The 21,240-nt window shown below is 60.6% G+C and carries 16 protein-coding genes; 5 read left to right on the forward strand and 11 right to left on the reverse strand.

Annotated elements, in window-relative coordinates; all coding sequences use genetic code 11:
• Positions 1-17: 17 nt before the first annotated feature.
• Positions 18-683 (reverse strand): adenylyl-sulfate kinase, encoded by a 666-nt coding sequence (gene cysC, locus Enr13x_RS31190; RefSeq protein ID WP_145390842.1) that lies wholly within the window; start codon positions 681-683, stop codon positions 18-20.
• 171 nt (positions 684-854) lie between these two features.
• Here cysC and Enr13x_RS31195 point away from each other — a divergent pair, with 171 nt between their 5' ends.
• On the forward strand, positions 855-1,394 hold the full coding sequence (locus Enr13x_RS31195) for a Uma2 family endonuclease (protein WP_197455478.1): 540 nt from the start codon (positions 855-857) through the stop codon (positions 1,392-1,394).
• A gap of 65 nt (positions 1,395-1,459) precedes the next feature.
• Here Enr13x_RS31195 and Enr13x_RS31200 read toward each other — a convergent pair whose 3' ends face one another.
• The 8 genes from Enr13x_RS31200 to Enr13x_RS31235 all read right to left on the reverse strand — a co-directional run bounded on the left by Enr13x_RS31200 (position 1,460) and on the right by Enr13x_RS31235 (position 9,003).
• Complete coding sequence (locus Enr13x_RS31200; RefSeq protein ID WP_145390844.1) at positions 1,460-2,317, reverse strand: ABC transporter permease; 858 nt, start codon at positions 2,315-2,317, stop codon at positions 1,460-1,462.
• Between the two features lie 5 nt (positions 2,318-2,322).
• Positions 2,323-3,132 (reverse strand): ABC transporter permease, encoded by an 810-nt coding sequence (locus tag Enr13x_RS31205; protein WP_145392788.1) that lies wholly within the window; start codon positions 3,130-3,132, stop codon positions 2,323-2,325.
• A 304-nt stretch (positions 3,133-3,436) separates the two neighbouring features.
• Positions 3,437-4,864, reverse strand: coding sequence for a sodium/glutamate symporter (locus Enr13x_RS31210; RefSeq protein WP_145390845.1), 1,428 nt, complete (start codon positions 4,862-4,864; stop codon positions 3,437-3,439).
• Positions 4,861-5,520: a FliO/MopB family protein gene (locus Enr13x_RS31215; RefSeq protein ID WP_197455480.1), complete on the reverse strand. Its 660-nt coding sequence runs from the start codon at positions 5,518-5,520 to the stop codon at positions 4,861-4,863. The genes Enr13x_RS31210 and Enr13x_RS31215 overlap by 4 nt, the downstream gene beginning before the upstream one ends.
• 115 nt (positions 5,521-5,635) lie before the next feature.
• Positions 5,636-6,358: a hypothetical protein gene (locus Enr13x_RS31220; protein WP_145390847.1), complete on the reverse strand. Its 723-nt coding sequence runs from the start codon at positions 6,356-6,358 to the stop codon at positions 5,636-5,638.
• Positions 6,359-6,387: 29 nt separating this feature from the next.
• Positions 6,388-7,065, reverse strand: a complete 678-nt coding sequence (locus Enr13x_RS31225; RefSeq protein WP_145390848.1) for a transposase — start codon at positions 7,063-7,065, stop codon at positions 6,388-6,390.
• A 52-nt stretch (positions 7,066-7,117) separates the two neighbouring features.
• Positions 7,118-8,302, reverse strand: coding sequence for an NAD(P)/FAD-dependent oxidoreductase (locus tag Enr13x_RS31230; RefSeq protein WP_145390849.1), 1,185 nt, complete (start codon positions 8,300-8,302; stop codon positions 7,118-7,120).
• Positions 8,299-9,003 (reverse strand): TIGR04282 family arsenosugar biosynthesis glycosyltransferase, encoded by a 705-nt coding sequence (locus tag Enr13x_RS31235; RefSeq protein ID WP_145390850.1) that lies wholly within the window; start codon positions 9,001-9,003, stop codon positions 8,299-8,301. Before Enr13x_RS31235 ends, Enr13x_RS31230 begins: the two co-directional genes overlap by 4 nt.
• Positions 9,004-9,558: 555 nt before the next feature.
• Between Enr13x_RS31235 and Enr13x_RS31240 the strand changes: the two genes are divergently transcribed.
• Together Enr13x_RS31240 and Enr13x_RS31245 are read left to right on the forward strand one after the other, a co-directional pair.
• A complete protein-coding gene (locus tag Enr13x_RS31240; protein WP_145390851.1) occupies positions 9,559-11,127 on the forward strand; it encodes a serine/threonine protein kinase in 1,569 nt (522 codons plus the stop codon).
• A 128-nt stretch (positions 11,128-11,255) separates the two neighbouring features.
• Positions 11,256-12,500 (forward strand): lysophospholipid acyltransferase family protein, encoded by a 1,245-nt coding sequence (locus Enr13x_RS31245; RefSeq protein WP_145390852.1) that lies wholly within the window; start codon positions 11,256-11,258, stop codon positions 12,498-12,500.
• Positions 12,501-12,888: 388 nt separating this feature from the next.
• Here Enr13x_RS31245 and Enr13x_RS31250 read toward each other — a convergent pair whose 3' ends face one another.
• Positions 12,889-15,696, reverse strand: coding sequence for a CRTAC1 family protein (locus Enr13x_RS31250; protein WP_145390853.1), 2,808 nt, complete (start codon positions 15,694-15,696; stop codon positions 12,889-12,891).
• Complete coding sequence (locus Enr13x_RS31255) at positions 15,654-16,547, reverse strand: cysteine peptidase family C39 domain-containing protein (RefSeq protein ID WP_145390854.1); 894 nt, start codon at positions 16,545-16,547, stop codon at positions 15,654-15,656. The genes Enr13x_RS31250 and Enr13x_RS31255 overlap by 43 nt, the downstream gene beginning before the upstream one ends.
• Before the next feature lie 278 nt (positions 16,548-16,825).
• Between Enr13x_RS31255 and Enr13x_RS31260 the strand changes: the two genes are divergently transcribed.
• Both Enr13x_RS31260 and Enr13x_RS31265 read left to right on the forward strand, forming a co-directional pair.
• Positions 16,826-18,943: a hypothetical protein gene (locus tag Enr13x_RS31260; RefSeq protein ID WP_145390855.1), complete on the forward strand. Its 2,118-nt coding sequence runs from the start codon at positions 16,826-16,828 to the stop codon at positions 18,941-18,943.
• A gap of 339 nt (positions 18,944-19,282) precedes the next feature.
• A complete protein-coding gene (locus Enr13x_RS31265; RefSeq protein WP_145390856.1) occupies positions 19,283-21,229 on the forward strand; it encodes an ABC transporter ATP-binding protein in 1,947 nt (648 codons plus the stop codon).
• Positions 21,230-21,240 lie beyond the last annotated feature (11 nt).

Here is a 21,240-nt window from a genome sequence, read left to right on the forward strand (position 1 = left end):
AACCGGGAGCCGACCACTCAAAAGACCCCGTTCCCCACTAACCATTCCCTCACCTCCCCGGCCAACGCCTCCACACTCTTCCCCGCCCCCCCGTCTAGGCGAATTTCCGGCGACGCGGGGGATTCGTAAGGATCGCTGATCCCGGTGAAATGCTTGATCTCGCCCGCGCGGGCCTTCTTGTACAACCCCTTCGGATCGCGCGCCTCACACACCTCCAACGGCGTGTCGACAAACACCTCCACGAAATCACTCGCCCGCCCGGCCTCGGCGACGATTTTCCGCACCCGGTCGCGGTCCCGACGATAGGGGCTGACGAACGCCGTCAACGTGATCAATCCCGCCGAAGCCATCAGGGCCGCCACGTTGCCGATCCGGCGGATGTTTTCCTCTCGATCGACGGCGCCAAACCCCAAACCGAACCGCTCCGCAAACTCCGCCCCATGCTCGGGCTGCAACACCGCCGGCGGCGCACACAATCCGTGACGCACATTGTCACCATCCAAAAGCGTCGTCGCCCGGCCCTCGGCCACCAGCATCGCGTCCAGCGCGTTGGCAATCGTGCTCTTGCCACAACCACTCAGCCCCGTGAACCAAATCACACAACCCTGCTGCCCCAACTGACGCTCACGCCTCTGGCGGTCCACACTGTGCTGGTGCCAAACGATGTCTTTCGAAACGTCCATTCCGTTTTTTCCTTGTCGCGTGCTCATGTGTCGGCCCCCGTCCGATCCTAACCTAATCGACACCCTCGCAATCCTCCACCACGACAACTCGCCCTGAACCGTGGAGAGGGCATCGCTATAATGGAACCGCTCCCCAATCCCCCCAGGATCCCCCGCACCCAGGATTTCGAAATGTCCGCCGCAGCCAAGTACCTTCCGCACTACACCGTGGAGGACTACCAGCACTGGGAAGGCGATTGGGAACTCTGGAACGGGATCCCGATCTCAATGAGCCCCAGCCCGTTCGGGAAACACCAAATGGTGCTCGTCAACTTGGTCTCGGAACTACGCCTTGCCCTTCGCTCGGTTAATTGTGATGCAACGGCATTGTGCGAGATCGACTGGGTGATTGCTGAGGACACCGTCGTGCGTCCCGATGCCGTCGTCGTCTGCGGACCGCCCCCCAGCGGCCACGTGAAAACCAAACCGGCGATCGTCGCAGAAATCGTTTCACCGTCGACGGCCGATCGAGACCGAATCCACAAGAAAACGCTCTACCACGAATCCGGCGTCGGCGTTTACTTGATCCTCGACCCGGAAACAGAATCCGTCGATGCCTACCGATACGCTGCGACCGGATTCCAGACCCTGAATGCGTCACCCGAATGGACGTTGCCCCTCTGCGACGATTGCGAGATCCAACTCGATCCGACAAGCTTCTTCAAACGCTAGAAACCGGTGGGATAGGCTTCCAGCCTGTCATTCCAGCGTCACTCGCGCAGCGAGCGAAAAAGGAGTCAGGAACTCGCGCTGCGGTAGCTCAACAAGCTCTTGCGAAACATCCAGCGACTGGCGCACAAACTGAACACGGTCATCACCGCCGCCCAGACGATGTACCACCCCGATCCGTCTTCGCGGGCGACCAGCGGATCGGCCAAAATCCTGGCCGGAACGTTCACCACCAACAGGATCGGGATCACGAACGTGAACAGCCCGAACAGGGGTTTCCCCAAGTAGCCGCGGTTGTAAATCTCCATCGGATAGCGGCTGAAGTTGGTGATGTAAAACCAAAAATTATACAGCGACTGATTGCGTCCCAGCCAAACGCTGGTCGCACTCAACGCGATCATCACGCTGTACATGATGGAGATCCCGCAGAGCAGAAACACGACGTACAGCAGCACGGACAACAGCGACGGCACCATCGGATCGACCTCGCGATGGGCCAGATTCCACAGCGAGACCGCGGCGATCACCCCGCCGGCAAAGAAGTTCGACAATTGACTCCAATCGACCCGCCGAAACGAAATCAGAAACTGCGTGTCGATCGGTTTCAGCAACGCAAAATCCAAGCCCCCGGTTCGAATCATCTCGCTGAATTCTTGCGCGTTGGGCATAAAAAACGCCTGCACCAACGAATTGATGAACCAGGTCGTCGCGATGAACAAAAAGAATCGATCGCGGTCCCACCCCGTGCCTTCTCCGATCGAACCGGTGTGCTCGAAGATGATCAGGTAGAAACCGACGTTCATCGCCGTCCAACCCAGGCTGCTGACGCACTGCAAGAAAAAGTTCAAGCGGAACGTCATGTCACGCACCAGACTGTTCCGCGCGAAGGTCACAAACACGCGTCCGTAACGGCGTAGTTCTTCCATCGACCTCAACCCCCAAAACCGCTGTAGCGTTTGACCCCGCGCGCATAGGCCACGCGGCACAAGATGATGAAGAACACCAACCATCCGGCCTCGATCCACATCTCCTTGGCGAGTTCCTCCTGCGGAATCTTCTCCAGGAAGATCGCCGCGGGGAAATAGGCCAGGTACTTAAACGGCAACCAGTTCACCACCGTCAAAACACTCTCGGGCAACATCGTCAACGGGAACATGTGGCCGGACAAAAAGAAGCTGAACAACATGATCACGAACAGCAACGAACTGACTTCCAAGAACCAAAACCCGATCATCCCGATCGCCGCTTCCAAGAAAAAACCGATCAGGAACCCCATCACCAACGAACCGCAAAACGCCAGAAACACCGGCAGACTCGGCCAACCGCCGACGAAGTAATCGCGTGCCAGAAAAAAGACCAACGCGAAGGGGGCCACCGCGATCGCGTAATACGCCAACTTGTGGGCCACGCGAGTGAGCAACAGAAACGCGATCAAATCGATCGGCTGAATCAGAAAGCGTTTGACCTCCCCCTCGCGGATCTGCTGGGCGATCCCGGACGCCAGCCCCGGCATACTGGAAAACGCGCGGGCGATCATCGTCAGCAGGTAATACGCCACCATGTCGCGGAAACCAAATCCGCCGATCTCCGCCGCCGATTCCCCCTCGGGGTCGCCGATCGAATCAAACACCGCGTACCACAAGAAAATCTGTGTGATGATCGGCAGGAAACGCATCAACGTGCCGAGCGCGAAATCGCCGCGATACACCAAACGTTCACCTAACGATGTTTTTAAAATCATCCACCAAACCGCGACCCGACTCCCAAACGTAGGGGCCGGCAGCGGCGGAAAGTCGTCGGCGGTGACAGATGCGGCAGACAAAGCAATCTCCAAAGAACAGGAAAACGATCGACATGTTCTAACCGTCCGGCGCCCCTTCGCGAAGGACCGCTTACGATCCCCCGTGGCGTAAGCTTCCAGCTTGCGATCCCCCGTGGCGTAAGCTTCCAGCTTGCGATCCCCCGTGGCGTAAGCTTCCAGCTTGCGATCCCCCGTGGCGTAAGCTTCCAGCTTGCGATCCCCACGACTTGTCCGAGAGTTCGCCCTAACGCTTCACGCGTCCCAACTGCCGCCCCACCAAAACCAGCACCAACACGACCGCAGCGATCACCAGCGCCGGCCAAGCGATCGACACGCGTTCCAACAACACCAGCGGCAACGCGATCGTCAAAATCCCGCCACCGATAAACGGTGCCGACAACGGCGCCGCGAGCGCATAGTCGCTTGCCGCCCCGGTCTTCAATTCCGGATCGACGACACGCAACAAGACAAATCCCGTCGCCGTCGTGCCGGTCGACATGCCGTAGTTGATCAACGCCAGTGGAAACCAATGCTCCCCAGGCAATACCCAGCGAGAGAGGACCATCAAACAGATCGCCGTCCAAATTGCACCACAAACAAACAGAATTGAAAATGGCCCGATCAGCGCCGCGACGGCACTGAGCTTCAACGAGGTGATCGCGGCGACGACCAAGACCTCCATCGCGGTCGAACTGAGCCGTTCGATGGTCGCCGAATCGACACGATGGGATTGCCCCAGCCCGCGCAGCACCCGTCGGACCAGCCAGCCGCCGAACATCGTGTAGATGAACAGTGGAAAATCCATCACGTTGCTCGCCGCCATCCGCTTGGACAACTCCGCGTCCGCCCCCACCGCTCCCGAGCCAGCCCCTGCACCGAGCGCGATGTCGATTCGCCCGGCCACCCCCAGCACGACGGTCTGCATCAACATCCCGACACCGACGGCCAAGGCGACCCAGACGACCTGCAACAGCAGCGGGTCGATCGCGTCCGAAGAAGTGGTCTGAAACCCGATCGGCTTTTTTTCCTGCGCCGCGCCCGACGACGAAGCCCCCGCCGAATCGTCGTGCAGCCATCCCAGCCGGGCGGCCACGTTGATCCAAACGATGCCGCTGACGACGCCATAGACCAGCCCACAGGTCGCCATCAACAATCCCAAATCCAAACCGGCCTCCAAGCCGACTTGCGGGCTGCTGAACACCTGCCCCATCGCTGCCGCCGTGCCATGACCGCCGGCAAATCCCGTTTCGATCAACATGCCAAACGAATTGGGCACGTCATACAGCGGCTGGATCAACCACCAGGTCGCCCACAATCCGACCATCGTTTCGCCGAGCACGATGATCCAGACCATCAACCCCTGGCGGCCCACGCGTCGAGCGGTGGAATCATCGTGTGGTCGTGGGCTGCCACCGGATTGCTGCAACATCATCGCCGCAAACACCACGGCGATCAGCGGTCCCGGCCAGCCGGCCAACGTCGCGTTGACCTCCGCCGTCTGCGCCGCGACGGCTTCGCCTCCCCAGCGACCCAGCAACGTGACGGTCAATAACCCGACAAACCCGGCAACGACCGACCCCGGAATGAACAACACCCGCAACGCAACGATCGATTGTCGCAAGACGACACCGATCAACAACAGAATCGCTACGGCCAGAATCGCCAAACTCATCCGGCCGCCAAATCGCGCCGCGACGACTCCCTGCTTCCCAGATCCCTGCTTCCTCGATCCACGCCGCTCGGATAACCGGTCCGCCGTCCGACGATCTCCGGCCGCCCCAAACACCGATTGGTCAATCGAGCGACCTCGTCCGGTTCGGTGATCTCGGAAAGGGTATGGGGATCGCCGGTCGGGGTTTGCCCGATCACCAGAATGCGAGCGCCCACCTTCAGAAACGTCACCCGTGTCTTGGCGTCGATCGCCGCACTGCCAAGATTTCGCAGCACGTCGTCGGGCAACGCGCCGCCGAGCGTTCGCGACGATCCATAGCGACGCGAAATCCAAACCAATCCGCCGAAAACGGCCAGCACCACCAACAACGAACTGACCGTGGTCACGACCGGCCCGGCCAGCGTTCCCTCGGCGGTCTGCCCGTCGTCCGCGGCGGCGTCCGAGACCATCAAGTCGGGGAACTCATCGGCCAACTCGTGAACGACCGAGGCGTCATGCACCTGCCCGACCGAAGTCGAGCGATCCGAAACCGTCGCCTCAGGGCTGCGATAGACAGAAGGACCTCGTGGTCGTTCTTGCGCCTGGCCGATCGCGGCGCCATGCGAGAGCGCAAACGCGGCGAAACAAACCAAAATGCGAAACAGGGGATTTACCATTGGATCCACTCGTCGGTTGAACTCGGCGGTCGGATGCGACGCGATCGAACGGTCGGGAACGCCGGTCCGGCACCGCTTTATCTCGCCGAAATCGCCCGAGAAATCAAGTGCAGTCTCATCCGCGCCGTGGCTGATAGAGGTCCAAATCGGCCCGTCCGCCCAGCGAGGCATAGACGGCCACGATTGCTTTCAGCCCGCCCCAAAAGTCGGCTTCGGCATCGCCCGTTTGCTGCCCGCCGACGGTAAACAGGTAATCCGCGGGCAACGAAAACGATCGGCCGATGGCTTGCCCCCCATCGCCGGTTGCCACGATGACGGCTTCAAAATCAGCCGATTCCCCGTCCTCAAACGTCAACTGAAAATCGGGCGGCACGTCATCGTCATCCTCTGCTTCTTCGGGCACTGCTTTCTCGGGCACAGCTTCTTCGGCCACTGCTTCTGCGGGCACAGTGTCCTCCGCCCCGGCAGACACCAGGTCCATCGCCGTCACCCGCACGGGACAGCGGAGGCGACCGCGCAGCAAATCGGTTTCTGTCAGCGGCAACCAGACGCGGTCGATCCACTCGCCGATCGACAACGGCAGCGACTGGGGAACCGCATCACCGGCCTGAGCATCCAATGCCCCCCTGGCCAACGGCGAAACACAGCGATCGGGCATCATCGGGATCGGCTCGTCACGCATGGTTGCGATCGAATGGGCAACCGCCTCCGCCTCAAACAGCGTCACGTCATACCCCAGAAAGCGACCGTAAAGTGCCGCTTCGATGCCCAGCGGCCCGGCTCCGATCACGGCGATCGATCCAGGCGGTTCCAATGTCGCAGTCGTTTCAGTCATCATCTCAGAAAAGGTGTCCGACACCTTTTTGGCTAAATAGGGAATTTGCGAGGACGTCCGCGTGGACGCATGGTTGATTCCAAGTCGAGTCGACGAGCGGTCGACTCGACCCAGGTTTCGTCTCCGAACGGGACTCCCCGCTTGATGCACCAATGAAGTTGCTCGCGTTCTTTCTCCGAAAACGCCATCGACACCCATTCGGTCCAACCAGGCCGTCGGGGAATCGGCCACGGGGACAGTAGTTTTTTTTCATTGGACGATCCATGCCGCCACCGCCAAAGACTGCTCCATCTCCATTGATCCGCCTGCTGACACAGATTGCCCGACAGTGCGTTGCGTTCGACGTAGCGACAAAGTGTCAAAAAGTGCTCATCGCATTGCACGGGAAATGACTTGAATCGCCCTTGATAGAGATGACCTTCACCGGTGGATTCATAATGAGCATGATAGCGCTGGGTGTGGGTCAAGCATAGCCATTGCCCAAAACGCCCCATTTCCCCATCCACCTCGGGACTGACCACGAGATGCCAATGATTGGGCATCACGCAGTAGCTATACAGTTTAATTTTTGAACGCTCGACGGCTTGCCGCAAGATCTCTTCGAACGCGACGTAGTCGGCTTCCTTATGGAAGATTTCGTCTCGCCGATTGGCGCGATTGAGCATGTGATAAACACACCCCGCCTCATCGGCCCGTTTGGGTCGTCCCATCGCCACTCCCTCGCCAGCAAAGCGGGAATCCTACCGCCGCAAAATTGCCTAGTCAACCAAAAAGGTGTCGGACACCTTTTCCGAGAGACTGCAAGTCGATCGGCGGCTGGTCACCGGCCATCACGTCGGCCAGGCACGTGGCGGTCCCGGGCGAGAGATGAATGCCGCTGCGGAAATGCCCCGCGGCAACAAAGATCGACTCGCTATCAGGCAATTTGCCACAGATCGGGAATCCATCAAACGTCATCGGCCGCAGACCGGACCAGGCCCCCAGCTCGCGCGCCTTTCTCAGCGGCGGACAAATACGGTGGGCGAACTCGCGAAACTCCGTCAGCATCGCCGGCGTCGTCCCGCGTTGGAACCCCACCTCTTCTTCGCACGAACCGACCAACACGGCACCGTCACGTCGCGGCACAAAATAACGCTGACCAAAGTTGATGATGCTGGACAAAACCGGCCGCTCCGTTTTCAGTAACAACACCTGGCCGCGGACCGGCACCAGACTGGTCGCCAGCTTCAACCGCTCGGCCATGAAACCGCTCCACGTGCCGCCACAAACCACAACCTGCCCGGCGTGCACCTGACGTCGCGGCTGATGCCGACCTTCCACCGACACCGTCACGTCCGAACCGTCTTCGCGGAGATCGACCACACGGGACCGATCCAGAAACGTCACCCCCGACCGATCACAGGCACCGATCAAGGCCTGCAAGAACAGCGGCGGACAAATCTGGTACTCATCGGGCACCCACCAGGCCCTGGCACGCGACTCACGATCGGCCCAACTCGCCAGCGCCGGCTCGCGCGAGCTCAACTCCCCCAGCGACCTCTCCTGGCATTCGATCGACAACTCGCGCCAATAGGAAACCATGCCCACCATCGATGCGGTCTCACCGGCGGTGTCCGACAGATACCATCCGCCGCAACGCGCCAACTGTGAATCCACCCCCGACTCCGCCTTCAACCGCTCCACCCACTCGGGAAACAGTTGGTGACTGAGTCCTCGCAGCCGATCCATCGGGTCGGTCGCACTGTCGAGATTCGCCGGCGGAAGAATGCCCGCCGCAGCCCACGAGGTGGCGGATCGAAACGGTGTGCCGATCGAGCACGCATCGGTTTCCTCGACGACCAAACGGTCCCGATCGATGACCGTCACGGTTCGGCCGCGACGAGCCAATTCATAGGCCAGCGTCAAACCGATGGCACCGGCGCCAATCACCACCACGTCCGTCTTCATGCCAATCCCCGCTGCGAGACCGCTTGTTCGACTGTCCGATAGAGCGACGGGTGCCGCGTCTCGCCGCTGCACGCCTTCAATTGAATCAGCAATCGCTCCAACTCCTTGATCGTGTCGACGTCTTCCATCGGGGGCAACGTCGCCAACCGTAACCCCGCCTGCTCCGCGCGTCGACAGGTCAGATCAAACACCGAATCGCTGCTCCAAGGCATCTCGTCCATCAACCCCTGATACACGTCTCGCCACGGGCCGCGCAAACCGATCAAATAGTAGCCGCCGTCGATTGCCGGCCCCAGGACCACGTCGTGTTCACCCAGCAACTCACCGGCCCGGTCGACCACCGCACCGTCCAGCAGGGGGCAATCGGCACCAATCAGAACCCGATCGACATCCGGCTCGGTGGCTTGCTTGAACCAGGCTTTCATCCGGCACCCCAGATCACCGTCGGCCTGGAACCCGATCCCCCAACCCGACGGCAACAACGCCGCAAAGTCCGCTTGCCGGTCTCGGGGCGTGATCACAAACGAACGCTCCTCCGCGACGGCGGCCAGTTGGGTGGCCAGATGCTGACAGAACGCCCGATGCACGTCGGCGGCATGGCGCATGCCGATCGCGGCACCCAGCCGGGTTTTCACCCGCCCCGACGCCCAGTACTTGGCCATCACGCCCAAAATCAGTTTTCGACTAGAACTTCGATGCATCCAAGCCAACGGTTTCGTCAAAGGTGGTGAAGGGTCAAACAAGGGTCAAACCGATGGAAAGACGACCGCCATTATCCACCCGGAGGCTTCCTTGAGCACCCCAGCGGCCTGTCGATTGAACCGATGTTCCGAAATCAACGCGATCGCATGCGGCCCAACGCGTATGCGAGGCACGCCACGTGGCCCCTTGCCGACGCGTGCGGGCGCCACTCGACGGGCCGCCAGGGGAACGTGCCCGGGGAATCCGTGGGCGACTCGGCATCGGATCGATGGCCCGGTTCAACCGCTAAAACCAAACCCCGCGTGACATTTACCGCGGCAGATTCCCTCTGATTGGTGTGATTCTTGTCGTCAATGCGGTTACCATACGAGTTGGGCGTGACCGGACGTCGCCGCAACTTTATTTGTGAAAATCGTTTTCCGATTTTCCACGTTCCTCTCCAATGAGGCGCGTCAGTTGCGTAGACTTCTCGTCTCGCCAATATTGATAACCTGGAAAATCTGGCACCCCGCACCACGAACCCTGGTGCCGCCAGACCACCAACACGGTCACTTATGTCGGAACCGTCGCCCCAAAAGTTTCTAGAGCTGGTCGAGAAAAGCCGCCTGGTCGATCCAGTCAAAATGAAGCGGTTGACGGAGAAGGTTCGCGAACACTACGACGGCGGGTTGCCGAAAGACGCTCAAACGTTGGCCCGCTTGTTCGTCAAGAACGGATTGCTGACCGAGTGGCACAATGAAAAGCTGCTCAACGGAAAATACAAAGGCTTCTTTTTAGGCAAGTACAAGCTGCTCGGCCACATCGGCACCGGTGGGATGAGCAGCGTCTATCTGGCCGAACACACCAAATTGCATGACCGTCGTGCGATCAAGGTGTTGCCCAAAAAACGCGTCTCGGATTCGTCTTATCTGGCTCGGTTTCAACTCGAAGCCAAAGCGATCGCGTCGCTGAATCATCCGAACATCGTCCTGGCCTACGACATCGATAACGAAGGCGATGTGCACTACATCGTGATGGAATACGTCGACGGCCTGGATCTGCAAGCGTTGGTCAAACGCGACGGCGCCCTGGATCCGTCGACGGCTGCCGAAGTGATCGGGCAAGCCGCCCGCGGTCTGGCCCACGCCCACTCCAAAAACGTGATTCACCGCGACGTCAAACCGGCCAACCTGCTACTCGATTCCTCCCACACCGTCCGCCTACTCGACATGGGACTGGCACTGATGGGGGCCGAAGAAGACGAATCGCTGACGGTGGCCAACAACGAAAACGTCCTCGGCACCGCGGATTACCTGGCCCCCGAACAAGCCCTCAACAGCCATACCGTGGATCATCGTGCCGACATCTACGGACTCGGATGCACGATGTACTTTCTGTTGACCGGCCAACCGCCGTTCAACCAAGGCACCTTGGCCCAGCGGATCGCGATGCATCAAAAAGAGATGCCCAAACCGATCCGCGAGATCCGCCGCAATGTCCCCGGCGAACTGGAGGGCATTTGCGTCAAAATGATCCAAAAGGATCCCAAGTATCGCTACCAATCGGCGACCGACGTGGCCGAAGTCCTGGAGCGATTCGTGGCCAAAGTCCCGCGCGGCCAAAAAGTAACCATCGGACTGGGCGAGCTGCCGGATCTCGACGGAGACGGTTCGTCATCGATCTCGCTGGACGACAACGACGTCCGCCCCAACCAGGGCGGCGACACCCTGTCCAACAAAAACGACGACACGCTGGCCAGCAGCCGCAGTCGGCTGATCCGCGGCGAAGGGTTAAGCGCCAACGACAGCGGAAAGATGATCAATGTGAAACGCTCCAAAATCGACTTCAATGACAACAGCTTCTTGGACCTGCAAGTCGAATCGGGCTACGGCGGGGCGACCGCTCGGCAGCCCCCCGCCGAAAAACCGAAGTCGGTGATCGGCAAGCGCCAGCACTATCCCGAACGCACCGACGGACGTTCCAGCGTTCACGTCGGGGGCGAATCCGACGTTCATAAAGTGGACAGCCGAAAGCCGGTCAAAGAAAAAGGCGTCGATAAAGTACTGATCGCCGCGCTCCTGGTCGCCTTTTTTATCGTTGCGGTCGGCCTGGGGGTTTTCCTGGGACGTGTCACGGGACCGTAATGGCCAGCGGCGGCCGGGCTCTCTAAACTTGCGGTCACAAACATCGAACCGTCCGCAACGCGTGCGTCGACGCTTCGAACCGGCGCCTGCCATCCCTCCGCCTCTCCGCCCCAGATTCCAAAGCGCCGATGACCGTCGTTTTCGAGCGTCCGTATGAGTTCGTCCCTCCCTTCCGAGGCACATTGTGGCCCTGGCTGATCCAGCGGCTGCGGTTGTACGATCGCTACCTGAAACGCAAAGAAGGCGTGGTCGACTACGAACTGCGCGGCACCGAGCACCTCAAACAGTCCCTCGATGCCAAACACGGCGTGCTGCTGGCGCCGAATCATTGCCGCTATGCCGATCCGCTGGTGATGGGTTGGCCGGCACGACAACTGGGCATCCATGTGCACGCCATGGCGTCCTGGCACCTGTTCAACGAAGGCCGTTTCGACCGCTTCGCGCTGCGACGGATGGGAGCGTTCAGCATCTTTCGCGAAGGCAACGATCGGCAATCACTCGAAGCCGCGATCGACATCCTGGTCGAAGGCCGACGCCCGTTGATCATCTTCCCCGAAGGCACCACCAACCGCACCAATGACCAATTGAAACCGCTGCTCGATGGAGTCGCCTTCATCGCCCGCACCGCCGCCAAACGACGGGCCAAACGTCACGCCGACCCGGCCCAATCCGCCGCAGCGGGCAGCGGACACGTCGTGGTCCACCCGGTCGCCATCAAATACCTGTGCCTGGAAAACATCGACCGCTGGGCGACGCAGCAATTGGACCAATTCGAACAGCGTCTCGGTTGGAAACTGATGCCCCGCCGCAGCATCCGAGAACGCACCGTCCAACTCGCCGAAGGCCTGTTGGCGCTCAAAGAAGTCCAGTACTTCGGCCATTGCAACGGCGGCGATTTATCCACACGGCGAGACAACTTGATCGAACATGTCCTCTCGTCCACCGAATCCCAAATGAAGCTGGACAAACCCTCCGAGGACACCCGCGAACGCGTCCGGCTGATTCGCTCCACCGCGTCTTCCCGCTATTTCGACAACGGTGCCGATCCGTCGACGGCGACCGAATTGAAACGCTACGTCCTCGCCGCCGACTTTGCCCAAGACCTCTCGTCCTATCCCGACAGCTACCTGATGCCCGACCAGGTCACCGACACCCGGATCGTCGAAACCATCCAGCGGATGCAAGAAACCGTCAACGGAAAAGCAGATCACACGATCCCCTTGAAGGCGGTCATCGAGTTCGCGCCGGCCATCGAAGTCGACACGCGACGGCCCCCCAAAGGCCGACGTGATCCGCTGATGCAATCAATCGAAGACGACCTCACCGCACGGCTCGCGAAACTCGCCACCGAAGCACGCAGCTTGCAGTCTTAGCTTGAACGGACCGTCCAGCTCGGGACGACCGGTTTTTCGAGTACGACGACGACCTGGAAAGGACGTCGTACAACGATCCGCTTTTCAAGTACGACGGCCCTTCCGGGCCGTCGTCCCCTGAACTCCCGACGACGACCTAGAAAGGACGTCGTACATCGGTCCGCTTCTCAAGTACGACGGCCCTTCCGGGCCGTCGTCCCCTGAACTCCCGACGACGACCTGGAAAGGACGTCGTACATCGGTCCGCTTCTCAAGTACGACGGCCCTTCCGGGCCGTCGTCCCCTGAACTCCCGACGACGACCTGGAAAGGACGTCGTACAACGATCCGCTTCTCGAGTACGACGGCCCTTCCGGGCCGTCGTCCAAAGGGCTCGCCCCGACGTCCTTTCAATGCTCCGAGAAAACGTCCCCCGAACCCTCGATCAACAACACGTGGCGATTGATCGGCACGTCGTCAAACGTTTCCCGATCACCGTTGGGCCATCGAACCGTCAACTGCTCGATGGCCCGATGATCGGCGATCCCGAAGTGCAATTGCGGCGCGTTGGAGCACATGTATCCATCACCGCCGGTCATCCACGACGAAAACGTCTCGCCCTGGCATTGAATCTCGACGATCGCCCCCACGGCATCGCGCTCGCTCGTTCGTCCGACCAACTGCACTTGCAACCAGTTCCCCGCGTTTGACTGGTTCAACAACAGCGCGACCGGTGCATCCAGGTGATTGGCCACCATGTCCACACGTCCGTCTCGATCCAGGTCACCCTGGGCCAACGTGCGCCCGAGTCGCTTGACGGCGAAATAAGACGCGTCATCGCTGACCTGTTCCGGCTCAAAGCGTTTCGGCGATCCGCGAAACAACTGCGGCTGCATTCGAAACGGAATGCCCTGCTGGCGATAGTCGTACAAATGACCGTTCAGCACCGCGAGATCCAACCAACCATCGTTGTCCAGATCCGCGGCCTGGCAACCAAACCCCAACACGCTGCGGCTGGGGACGTCCAAACCGCGTCGCATCGCATCATCGACAAACGCGCCCGAGCGACTTTGCAAAAATAGATTCACGGGTTCCTTGTAAAAATTCGTGATCGCAAGATCCAATCGCCCCGCGCGATCAAAGTCGCCCGAGGCGATTCCCATACAGGCCGCCGCCACCCCCGTCGCACCGACGGCCAAGCCGCTGATTCCCGCCATTTCGACCAACGGCGCACTCGTCGACAGGCCCCCGCGCCAATACTGATTCAAGTCGCCATCGTTGCCGACGAAGACCTCGTTTCCCGGCCGGCCGTCAAAGTCCGCGATGACCAGACCGAAACCGTAGCTGGGCCGAACCGCATCACCGACCAGCGAAGCCATCTGTCGGAACCGTCCCCGCGCGTCCGCCTTCCAAAATCGATCCGCCGCCGGACGAAAACTTTGTGGCACGCACGCGATGAGTTCCCCCTTGCACTTTCGCATGAACACCGCGGGGTCATCGACATAGTTCACCTCCACCAGATCGGGAATTTGGTCCCCGTCCAGATCGCCGACGCCGATGACGGACGTCCATTTTGATTCCGCCGGCAAATGCGTCGACGTGACATCGCGGAATGTTCCATCGCCCTGGTTGATCAACACTTGATTGCGACCGATGTTGGCAACCAACAGATCGACAAACCCGTCTTGATTGACATCGGCCGCGCACACGCCTTGGCCATAACCGCGTCCATCACATCGGGCACTGCCGTCCACACGCATGAACGAAACCGACTCCGTTTGCCGGTACAACTCGTTGGGCAGTGAATCATTGGCGATGTTCGGGTCACCACCGGACTGGATGACATAGACATCGAGTTTGCCGTCACGATCGAAATCCAACAGCGCCAACCCTCCGCCGTTGGCCTGGTGCAGATAGAAATCGACTTCTTGCACGTTGTAGTCGCTGACGAATGACGTGCGGATGCCGGAGGCGTGGGCAACATCGCGAAACAACAGCGGGCTCTTGCCGGTCTGCACCGATTCCGACGCGTTCCCCTTGATCGCCAACAACGGCTGGGGCAACGGGTAGCCGCCGGGGTCAAACCCCAACAATTTCTTTGTCCGCGCCCGCACGATTTGTTCCTCGGTCGATGCGCGTTCCCATTGCCGAACCGCCTCGGCGCGCTGCCGCAGCTTGTCCAACTGCGCCGCCCCGCCGGCTCCACGCTCGGTCGCGATTTTGTACCATCCCAGCGCCTCCCACGGACGCACCAGGGACTCCAGGACCGCACCGATTTCGAACGCATCACTGGCATCGGCCTGGGCGGCTTTGCGAAACACCGCGTCCAGTTTTGCCAACGAGGCTTGCACGGCGGCGGCGCGTTCGTCCTGTCCGCTGCGTGACAACGCGGCGATCATCAAACGCAACGCGCGGCGGTCGCTGGGATCAATTTCAACCGCCTTGGCCAGCGCCGCAATACTTTGCCGATCTTGGTCGATCCCCTGCAGCCACATTCCCACGGCGACCCAATAATCCGACTGGGCCTCAATCCCATCGGGCACTTCTTCCAGCCATCGCACGAACGCCGCGTCGCGATTCGCTTCGACGAGCACGCGTCCGTAAAACGCTTCCACACTCGTGTGGCCGGGGATCTCTCGGCGGAGCGTCTCCAGGATCGTCAACGCTTCGTCGATCTCTTTGTCGGCGATGTACGTTTGACGCGCCTGCCCCAAAGCGAAAAGCCCGCGGTGGGAGGGATCGATCCATTGGTCGAACCCGACGATTCGAAACGGCGCCGAAACGTCGATCAGGCTCAGCACTTCGCGGGCGTCGGCCACGCCCATTTTCAACAAGGTTTGCACCTGGGCCGCGGCTTCTTGGCGGCGGCCTTGCGAGCACAACAGCTGGGCCAAAAAACGATAACCGTCCGGCGCCTCGGGAAATCGCTCGACCATCTGACGACCGATCCGTTCCGCCAAGCCCCAATCGCCCGCTTGCAAGGCGACTTGAATCTGGCCGTGCAGTTCCTGCAAGCTCGGCGACGTTTCAATCCCGGCGGCATGCGGATTGGAATCCTGATCGGCAGCCACAGGGAGTCGCTCGCGCTTGGGCGTCGCGGCCGACGGTTGTGGCGGAACCGACGGACGGTTTTCGGCGTCGCAGCCGATCGTGGCCAATCCGACCAAGCCGACCACTAAGATTCGCGACGCACCAATCGTACTGCTTCTCCACGCCATAAAATTTCAAGATCCTGTTTCGCCCACCGCTCACGTCCAATCGACGGATCACCGACTTCGACTCCGCCATCCTCAGCCGGTCCGTACAAGACGACACTGTGTCGAAATCCTCGCGGCCAACCGTAGTCCTTAATGTAGCGTGATTCGATTTCTGGTGATGCGACCGTTCCGAAACGGGGAAACCCGACCAGGATCAAGCAGGGGAACAGATCGTCGCGCTGCTCACGGCTGAGCAGATCCTCCAGGGTGACGTCCATCACTTCGGGCTCCAGGTCCGTCTTTGCCGTCGCTAGGCGAAGCCCCCGCCACAGACCCAGCGAGGTGGTTCCGAGCGCGTCGGTCAAACACCACCGCACCAATTGGTGTTCTTCGGCGTCGATCCCATTGGCCTTCAACAGCGTTGCCGCCGCCGCGGGGCTGCACGTCACGCTGCCCGACTGCTGGCACACGTCGTGCCCCAGCCAAACCGTGTTCCTGCTGTGCCGCACCGGACGAATCACCGGCTGCACGATCGGCTGCAACAGCATCGCCGTGGCGAATACCCCCAGCACCAACGACAACCCGCCGCGCCGCCAGAGCGGACGGTTGGGGATCGCCAGCGCCGCCGCGGACGCCACGCACAAAAAGATCGGCGCAAAATTGGTCCACACGATCGCGGCAGTCAACGGAACGAAACGCGCCCACGTCAACATGCCATTGAGAAAGTAAACGTAGCCGGCCGCCGAAAACACCGAAACGCACAACACCACGCTGGACAGTCGAGACTGGCGTTTCATCCGTGACGCAACAAACCATCCGATCACCAGACACAGACAGATCATGACCGAAGTCGCGACGACGAGATCCAGCATGGACACCCTCCGGAAGAAAAGACATGCGGAGACCAACGAGGAGGCCGTTTAGTGTAACATCCCCTGGATCCCGAAGGCCATGAAAATTCCGCCGCATCTTCCGCCGCTTCCGAGTCGTGCAGTCTTGAGAGTCACCCTCCTGGCAGGAGGGTCGAGCGAAGCGAGGGGAGGTCGATTCGTAAATTGCCAGTCCAACGTTGGTGTTCCTTTTCTAGCCCGCTTCGCCACAATAGCACCTCCCCCCCGGCCCTTCCCTCTCACGTCTTCACTCGCCGTCCATGCCGCTGCTTCGCGATCTGATGCCGCTGTTTGCCATCCAGTTGGCACTGCTGATCGCAACGCTCGCCCTCGGCCCAGGCAATTTGGCCGATGTCCGTGTTCAGCTGACCTGGACGGGATTCGTGGCGCTGGGCTGGCTGATCGCGCCCTCCTGGGTCGGCAACCACGGCGCGCTGATGCGGCGTTATTTGGCCGCGATGATCTCCGCCATCACGCTGCACGGATTGCTAGCTTTCACCGCGTCCCTGTGCGGATTCGGCATGAACACGTACTTGGCGATCTGGACGGCGGGACTGCTGACCGCAGGGATCTGGCGTCACGATCGCCTCCGCGGTCCAGCCCCGGTCGGTCCAGCCCCGGTCGGTCCAGCCCTGGGCGGTCCTGTGGTGGGCGGTCCCCGCTGGCCGGTCGGACACACGCTGGTGATCATCACCTTGATCGTGTTCTCGGTCTGCGTCTACCGCACACCCCGATCCAACGACATCCATCAGTTTCTGCTGCAGCAGCAAGACATGCTCCGGCACGCATCGCTGCGTGTTTCGTCGATCGGCATGGCGGCGATGGAAGTCGACCAGCCGATGCCCCGCTGGATGGCACACTACTGGCATTCGCTGCCCGCCATGATCGCCCACACCAGCGGCATCGCGGTCGATCAAGTCTTGCTTCGCTATGCAACCATCCCGGTCGCGTTCTCGGTGCTGCTGTGCCTGGTGGAGGCCCTGCGATCACTGGCAGGCCGGCGTGCTTCCTATCCGCTGGTGTTGCTCGCGATGCTGGGACCGGTGTTGCTCTGGTATCGAAACTTCAACGCGTTCAACTATTCGTTTCGCATCACCAATAATCTCTTGCTGGACAAAGACTTTGCGTTGTTCTTTCTGATCCCCGCGACCCTTTGGCTTGCGCGAGGTTGGATCCATGGCAAGTCTCGCTATTGGATTCCGCTGCTCGGCTTGCTGCCCGCCCTGGTGCGTTTCCATCCGCTGACGGCGATCTATCTGCTACTGCTCACCGCACCGTTTAGCATCCTCGTCACCCCCGTTGATCGGCCGGGCATTCGCCGCGTCGCCACGTTGGCCGTGGCGACGTTGTTGTTGTGCCTTGGCGTTGTTCTGATCGGTGACGCGCAAAGCAACCACGAACAGATTCGCCAAATCATTCAAATCGATTACGAAGCATCGCTGGACCGAAGGCCGATTCATTATTGGGTCGGTTTCTACAACACGATTCCCGGGACGCCGCTTCCGTGCGACACGACCGAGTGGGTGGGCGGGCGATTTCATTTGAAGCACTCGTTGATCACCGGGTGCGGGCTGCTGGCGATGATGCATCTCGGCGTGTTGGTGCTCGGCGTGTTGGGATGGATCGGCAAAGGCAACGGTCGCACACGACGCCTGTTCGGTTCCGGCCTGATCGCGGTCGGCATGCTGTGGGGCATGTGGCTGGTCTCGGGCAGCTTCCTGACGCGGTTTCCACATTATGCCGCCGGCTATGAGCGACTGCATTGGTTTGCCTACCCGATCGCGCTCGCCGTGGTCGCGTCGGCCATGGCCAGCTGCATCCCGCGGCGTGTCCGACGCGTGGTCGGCATGGCATCACTGGTTTTCGTCGTCGTCTCGGCGCTGGCGTTCCGCTTTGAAACCGCGACACCACTAAAGCGCCTACGGGGATTGAACAGCTTGCTCGATGTCGAGATCGCCGGCGTGAGCAGGCGTCGGGCGGACTGGCAGGCGATCCCTTGGACCCGCTCGCTGGCCGATTTGCGTCCCCATTATCTGCAACCGTCCGACCGCGCCCTGCTGTTGTCTCAGGAATCCACCCAGCACTACTGGTTGATTCGCCAAGGCGTTTTCTGGTCGGACCCCTACGTCGAAGCGTTCGCCTGGTTTCATCGCGGTGACGATTTCAGGACCGATCGCCGATACTTTTACGATCTGCTCGACCGCCAAAGCGTCTCCGGGCTGGCTGAGTGGATCGCCAAGAAAGACATCACCTTGATCATCGACCTGCGTGAGGGCGGTGATCGATTCCTCGACCAGTTATCCAAACAACACGACCTGCCGATGCGACGCATCGAGCCGGGGGTCTGGCGGATTGACCCTGCGCCCCATGCGACTTAGCCACTTAGCCACTTAGCCACTTAGCCACTTAGCCACTTCCTTTGACGCCAAGCGGGGTGTTTTTGGTAGCGGCAGGGCGCGAGCCCTCCGGTCATTCACGGTGTTTTTGAAACGCAACCGGACGGCTCGCGGGCTGTCGTTTTTGTGAGCCGCGACGCGTAAGCGGCCGGGCACTGCGACGCTGCCCGAGGCCTTACGGCCAGCGGCTCACCATTGACTCAGCAGAAACCGACTCAATCGACAGCCCGCTCGCGCCGTTCCGCTAACACCTTTACAGCCAAAGCAAGTGACATTGATCGCCACCTTGTCATCGGCCGCCCCCGGCGCTACCAATAGTGCATGCCTACACTGCCCAGCCGCCACCGATTTGACGACTATCGCCAGACCGTTCGCCAGCGAAATACCGAGAAAGTTCGCCCCACAGGCCATCATGGTGCCGCCCGCAGCGCCATCAAGTTGGGCACGCGTGAGCGCGGTTTCTGGGAACTGATCCGCGAATTTTGGAAACTGATCGGGCCGCACCGCGGACAAATCGTCGTCGCCCTGTTTTTCCTCAGCATCGCGATCGGGTTGCGGCTGGTCCCGCCGGTGGGAACCAAACTGGCGATCGATTGTGTGCTGACCGATCCGCCCAAACCGTTGCCGTCCTGGCTCGCCGAATTCGATTGGCCGACCGACCAGATGCAGCGGCTGCTGTGGATCGCCGCCGCGGTCGTCGTGATGACGATTCTGGCGACGATCGTCCATCTGTTCAGCCGTTGGACCGCCACCAAAGCGGTCAATCAAGCGCAAATCACGATCCGCCGCAAAGTCTTCGACCACGCGATCCGGCTGCCCCTGGGACGCGTCTATGACTTGAAATCCGGCGGTGTCGCCAGCCTGATCCGCGAGGACGCCGGGGGCGTTGCCGATCTGATTTTTTCGATGCTGTACAACCCCTGGCGGGCGATCATCCAGTTCGTCGGCAGCCTGATCATCCTGGTCTTCGTCGACTGGAAACTGATGGTCGGCGGAATGTTGTTGCTGCCGATCGTCTGGGTCACGCACCGCACCTGGATCAATCGCATTCGGCCGCTGTACCGCGACATCCGCAAACAACGCCAAAAGATCGACGCCAATGCGACCGAAACGTTTGGCGGAATCCGTGTCGTCCGCACCTTTTCGCGGTCGCGTCGCGAATCGGCCAAATTCGTTCGCGAAGGCGGCTTTTTGGTGCGTCAACAACTCTTCACCTGGTGGTGGACCCGAATCATCGAAACGATCTGGGAAGTCATCATCCCGCTCGCCTCGACCGGGCTGCTGCTCTATGGCGGTTACCAAATCATCCATGGCGCCCTGACGCTCGGTGACCTGATGATGTTTCTCGTCTACCTGACCATGTTGCTCGACCCGCTGGCGACCATCGCCGGCAGCGCCGTCGGATTTCAAAACAACCTCGCCGGTCTGGATCGCATCTTGGACGTGATGGAAGTCGACAGCGAACTGCCCACCAATCCGAACGCCGTCCACGTCAGCAAAACGTCGACCGCCGGCAGCATCGCGATCAACGACCTGACCTTTCGCTATCCCGGCACCGACACCAACGTGCTGCAAAACATCTCACTGGAAATCGCAGCCGGTGAAACCGTCGCCCTGGTCGGCCGCAGCGGCGCGGGCAAGACGACGCTGACGAATCTGATCGCCCGGTTCTACGATCCCGCCGAAGGCAGCATCCGTCTGGACGGCAGAGACCTCCGCGAGATCAACCTGGACGCCTACCGCAGCTTGTTGGGGATCGTCGAACAAGAGGTGTTCTTGTTCGACGGCACGATCGCCGACAACATCGCCTATGCCCGACGCGATTGCCAGGACGCCGAAATCATCGCCGCGGCCCGGGCCGCGGCGGCGCACGAATTTATCGAAAAACTTCCCAACGGCTACGACAGCGTGATCGGCGAACGCGGCGTCAAACTCTCCGGCGGGCAACGCCAACGCCTGGCGATCGCCCGCGCCATCCTGGCCGACCCCAAGATCCTGATCCTGGACGAAGCGACCAGCAATCTGGACAGCGAAAGTGAGCAAATGATCCAACGATCACTCGAAGAACTGTTGCAGAACCGAACCTCGCTGGTGATCGCCCATCGCTTGAGCACGATTCGCAATGCCGACAAGATCGTCGTCCTGGAAGACGGCCACATCGTCGAAGTCGGCACGCACGAGCAATTGGTCGACGGCGGAGGCCGCTACCGCGACATGGTTCACCTGCAGATGACCGAACCCGCACGAACGCCCCACCGTCCCGTGTAGCGGTTTCCACC

The sequence above is a fragment of the Stieleria neptunia genome (genome assembly GCF_007754155.1).
GTDB classification, from domain to species: Bacteria; Planctomycetota; Planctomycetia; order Pirellulales; family Pirellulaceae; genus Stieleria; species Stieleria neptunia.

What these genes read in the sequence shown, in the direction of transcription:
- Enr13x_RS31225 (WP_145390848.1), bottom strand. Translation starts at nt 7,065, where the DNA reads ATGGGACGACCCAAACGGGCCGATGAGGCGGGGTGTGTTTATCACATG.
- Enr13x_RS31250 (WP_145390853.1), bottom strand. Translation starts at nt 15,696, where the DNA reads ATGGCGTGGAGAAGCAGTACGATTGGTGCGTCGCGAATCTTAGTGGTC.
- Enr13x_RS31255 (WP_145390854.1), bottom strand. Translation starts at nt 16,547, where the DNA reads ATGCTGGATCTCGTCGTCGCGACTTCGGTCATGATCTGTCTGTGTCTG.
- Enr13x_RS31240 (WP_145390851.1), top strand. Translation starts at nt 9,559, where the DNA reads ATGTCGGAACCGTCGCCCCAAAAGTTTCTAGAGCTGGTCGAGAAAAGC.
- Enr13x_RS31195 (WP_197455478.1), top strand. Translation starts at nt 855, where the DNA reads ATGTCCGCCGCAGCCAAGTACCTTCCGCACTACACCGTGGAGGACTAC.
- Enr13x_RS31215 (WP_197455480.1), bottom strand. Translation starts at nt 5,520, where the DNA reads ATGGTAAATCCCCTGTTTCGCATTTTGGTTTGTTTCGCCGCGTTTGCG.
- Enr13x_RS31210 (WP_145390845.1), bottom strand. Translation starts at nt 4,864, where the DNA reads ATGAGTTTGGCGATTCTGGCCGTAGCGATTCTGTTGTTGATCGGTGTC.
- Enr13x_RS31230 (WP_145390849.1), bottom strand. Translation starts at nt 8,302, where the DNA reads ATGAAGACGGACGTGGTGGTGATTGGCGCCGGTGCCATCGGTTTGACG.
- Enr13x_RS31235 (WP_145390850.1), bottom strand. Translation starts at nt 9,003, where the DNA reads ATGCATCGAAGTTCTAGTCGAAAACTGATTTTGGGCGTGATGGCCAAG.
- cysC (WP_145390842.1), bottom strand. Translation starts at nt 683, where the DNA reads ATGGACGTTTCGAAAGACATCGTTTGGCACCAGCACAGTGTGGACCGC.
- Enr13x_RS31220 (WP_145390847.1), bottom strand. Translation starts at nt 6,358, where the DNA reads ATGATGACTGAAACGACTGCGACATTGGAACCGCCTGGATCGATCGCC.
- Enr13x_RS31205 (WP_145392788.1), bottom strand. Translation starts at nt 3,132, where the DNA reads ATGATTTTAAAAACATCGTTAGGTGAACGTTTGGTGTATCGCGGCGAT.
- Enr13x_RS31245 (WP_145390852.1), top strand. Translation starts at nt 11,256, where the DNA reads ATGACCGTCGTTTTCGAGCGTCCGTATGAGTTCGTCCCTCCCTTCCGA.
- Enr13x_RS31260 (WP_145390855.1), top strand. Translation starts at nt 16,826, where the DNA reads ATGCCGCTGCTTCGCGATCTGATGCCGCTGTTTGCCATCCAGTTGGCA.
- Enr13x_RS31265 (WP_145390856.1), top strand. Translation starts at nt 19,283, where the DNA reads ATGCCTACACTGCCCAGCCGCCACCGATTTGACGACTATCGCCAGACC.
- Enr13x_RS31200 (WP_145390844.1), bottom strand. Translation starts at nt 2,317, where the DNA reads ATGGAAGAACTACGCCGTTACGGACGCGTGTTTGTGACCTTCGCGCGG.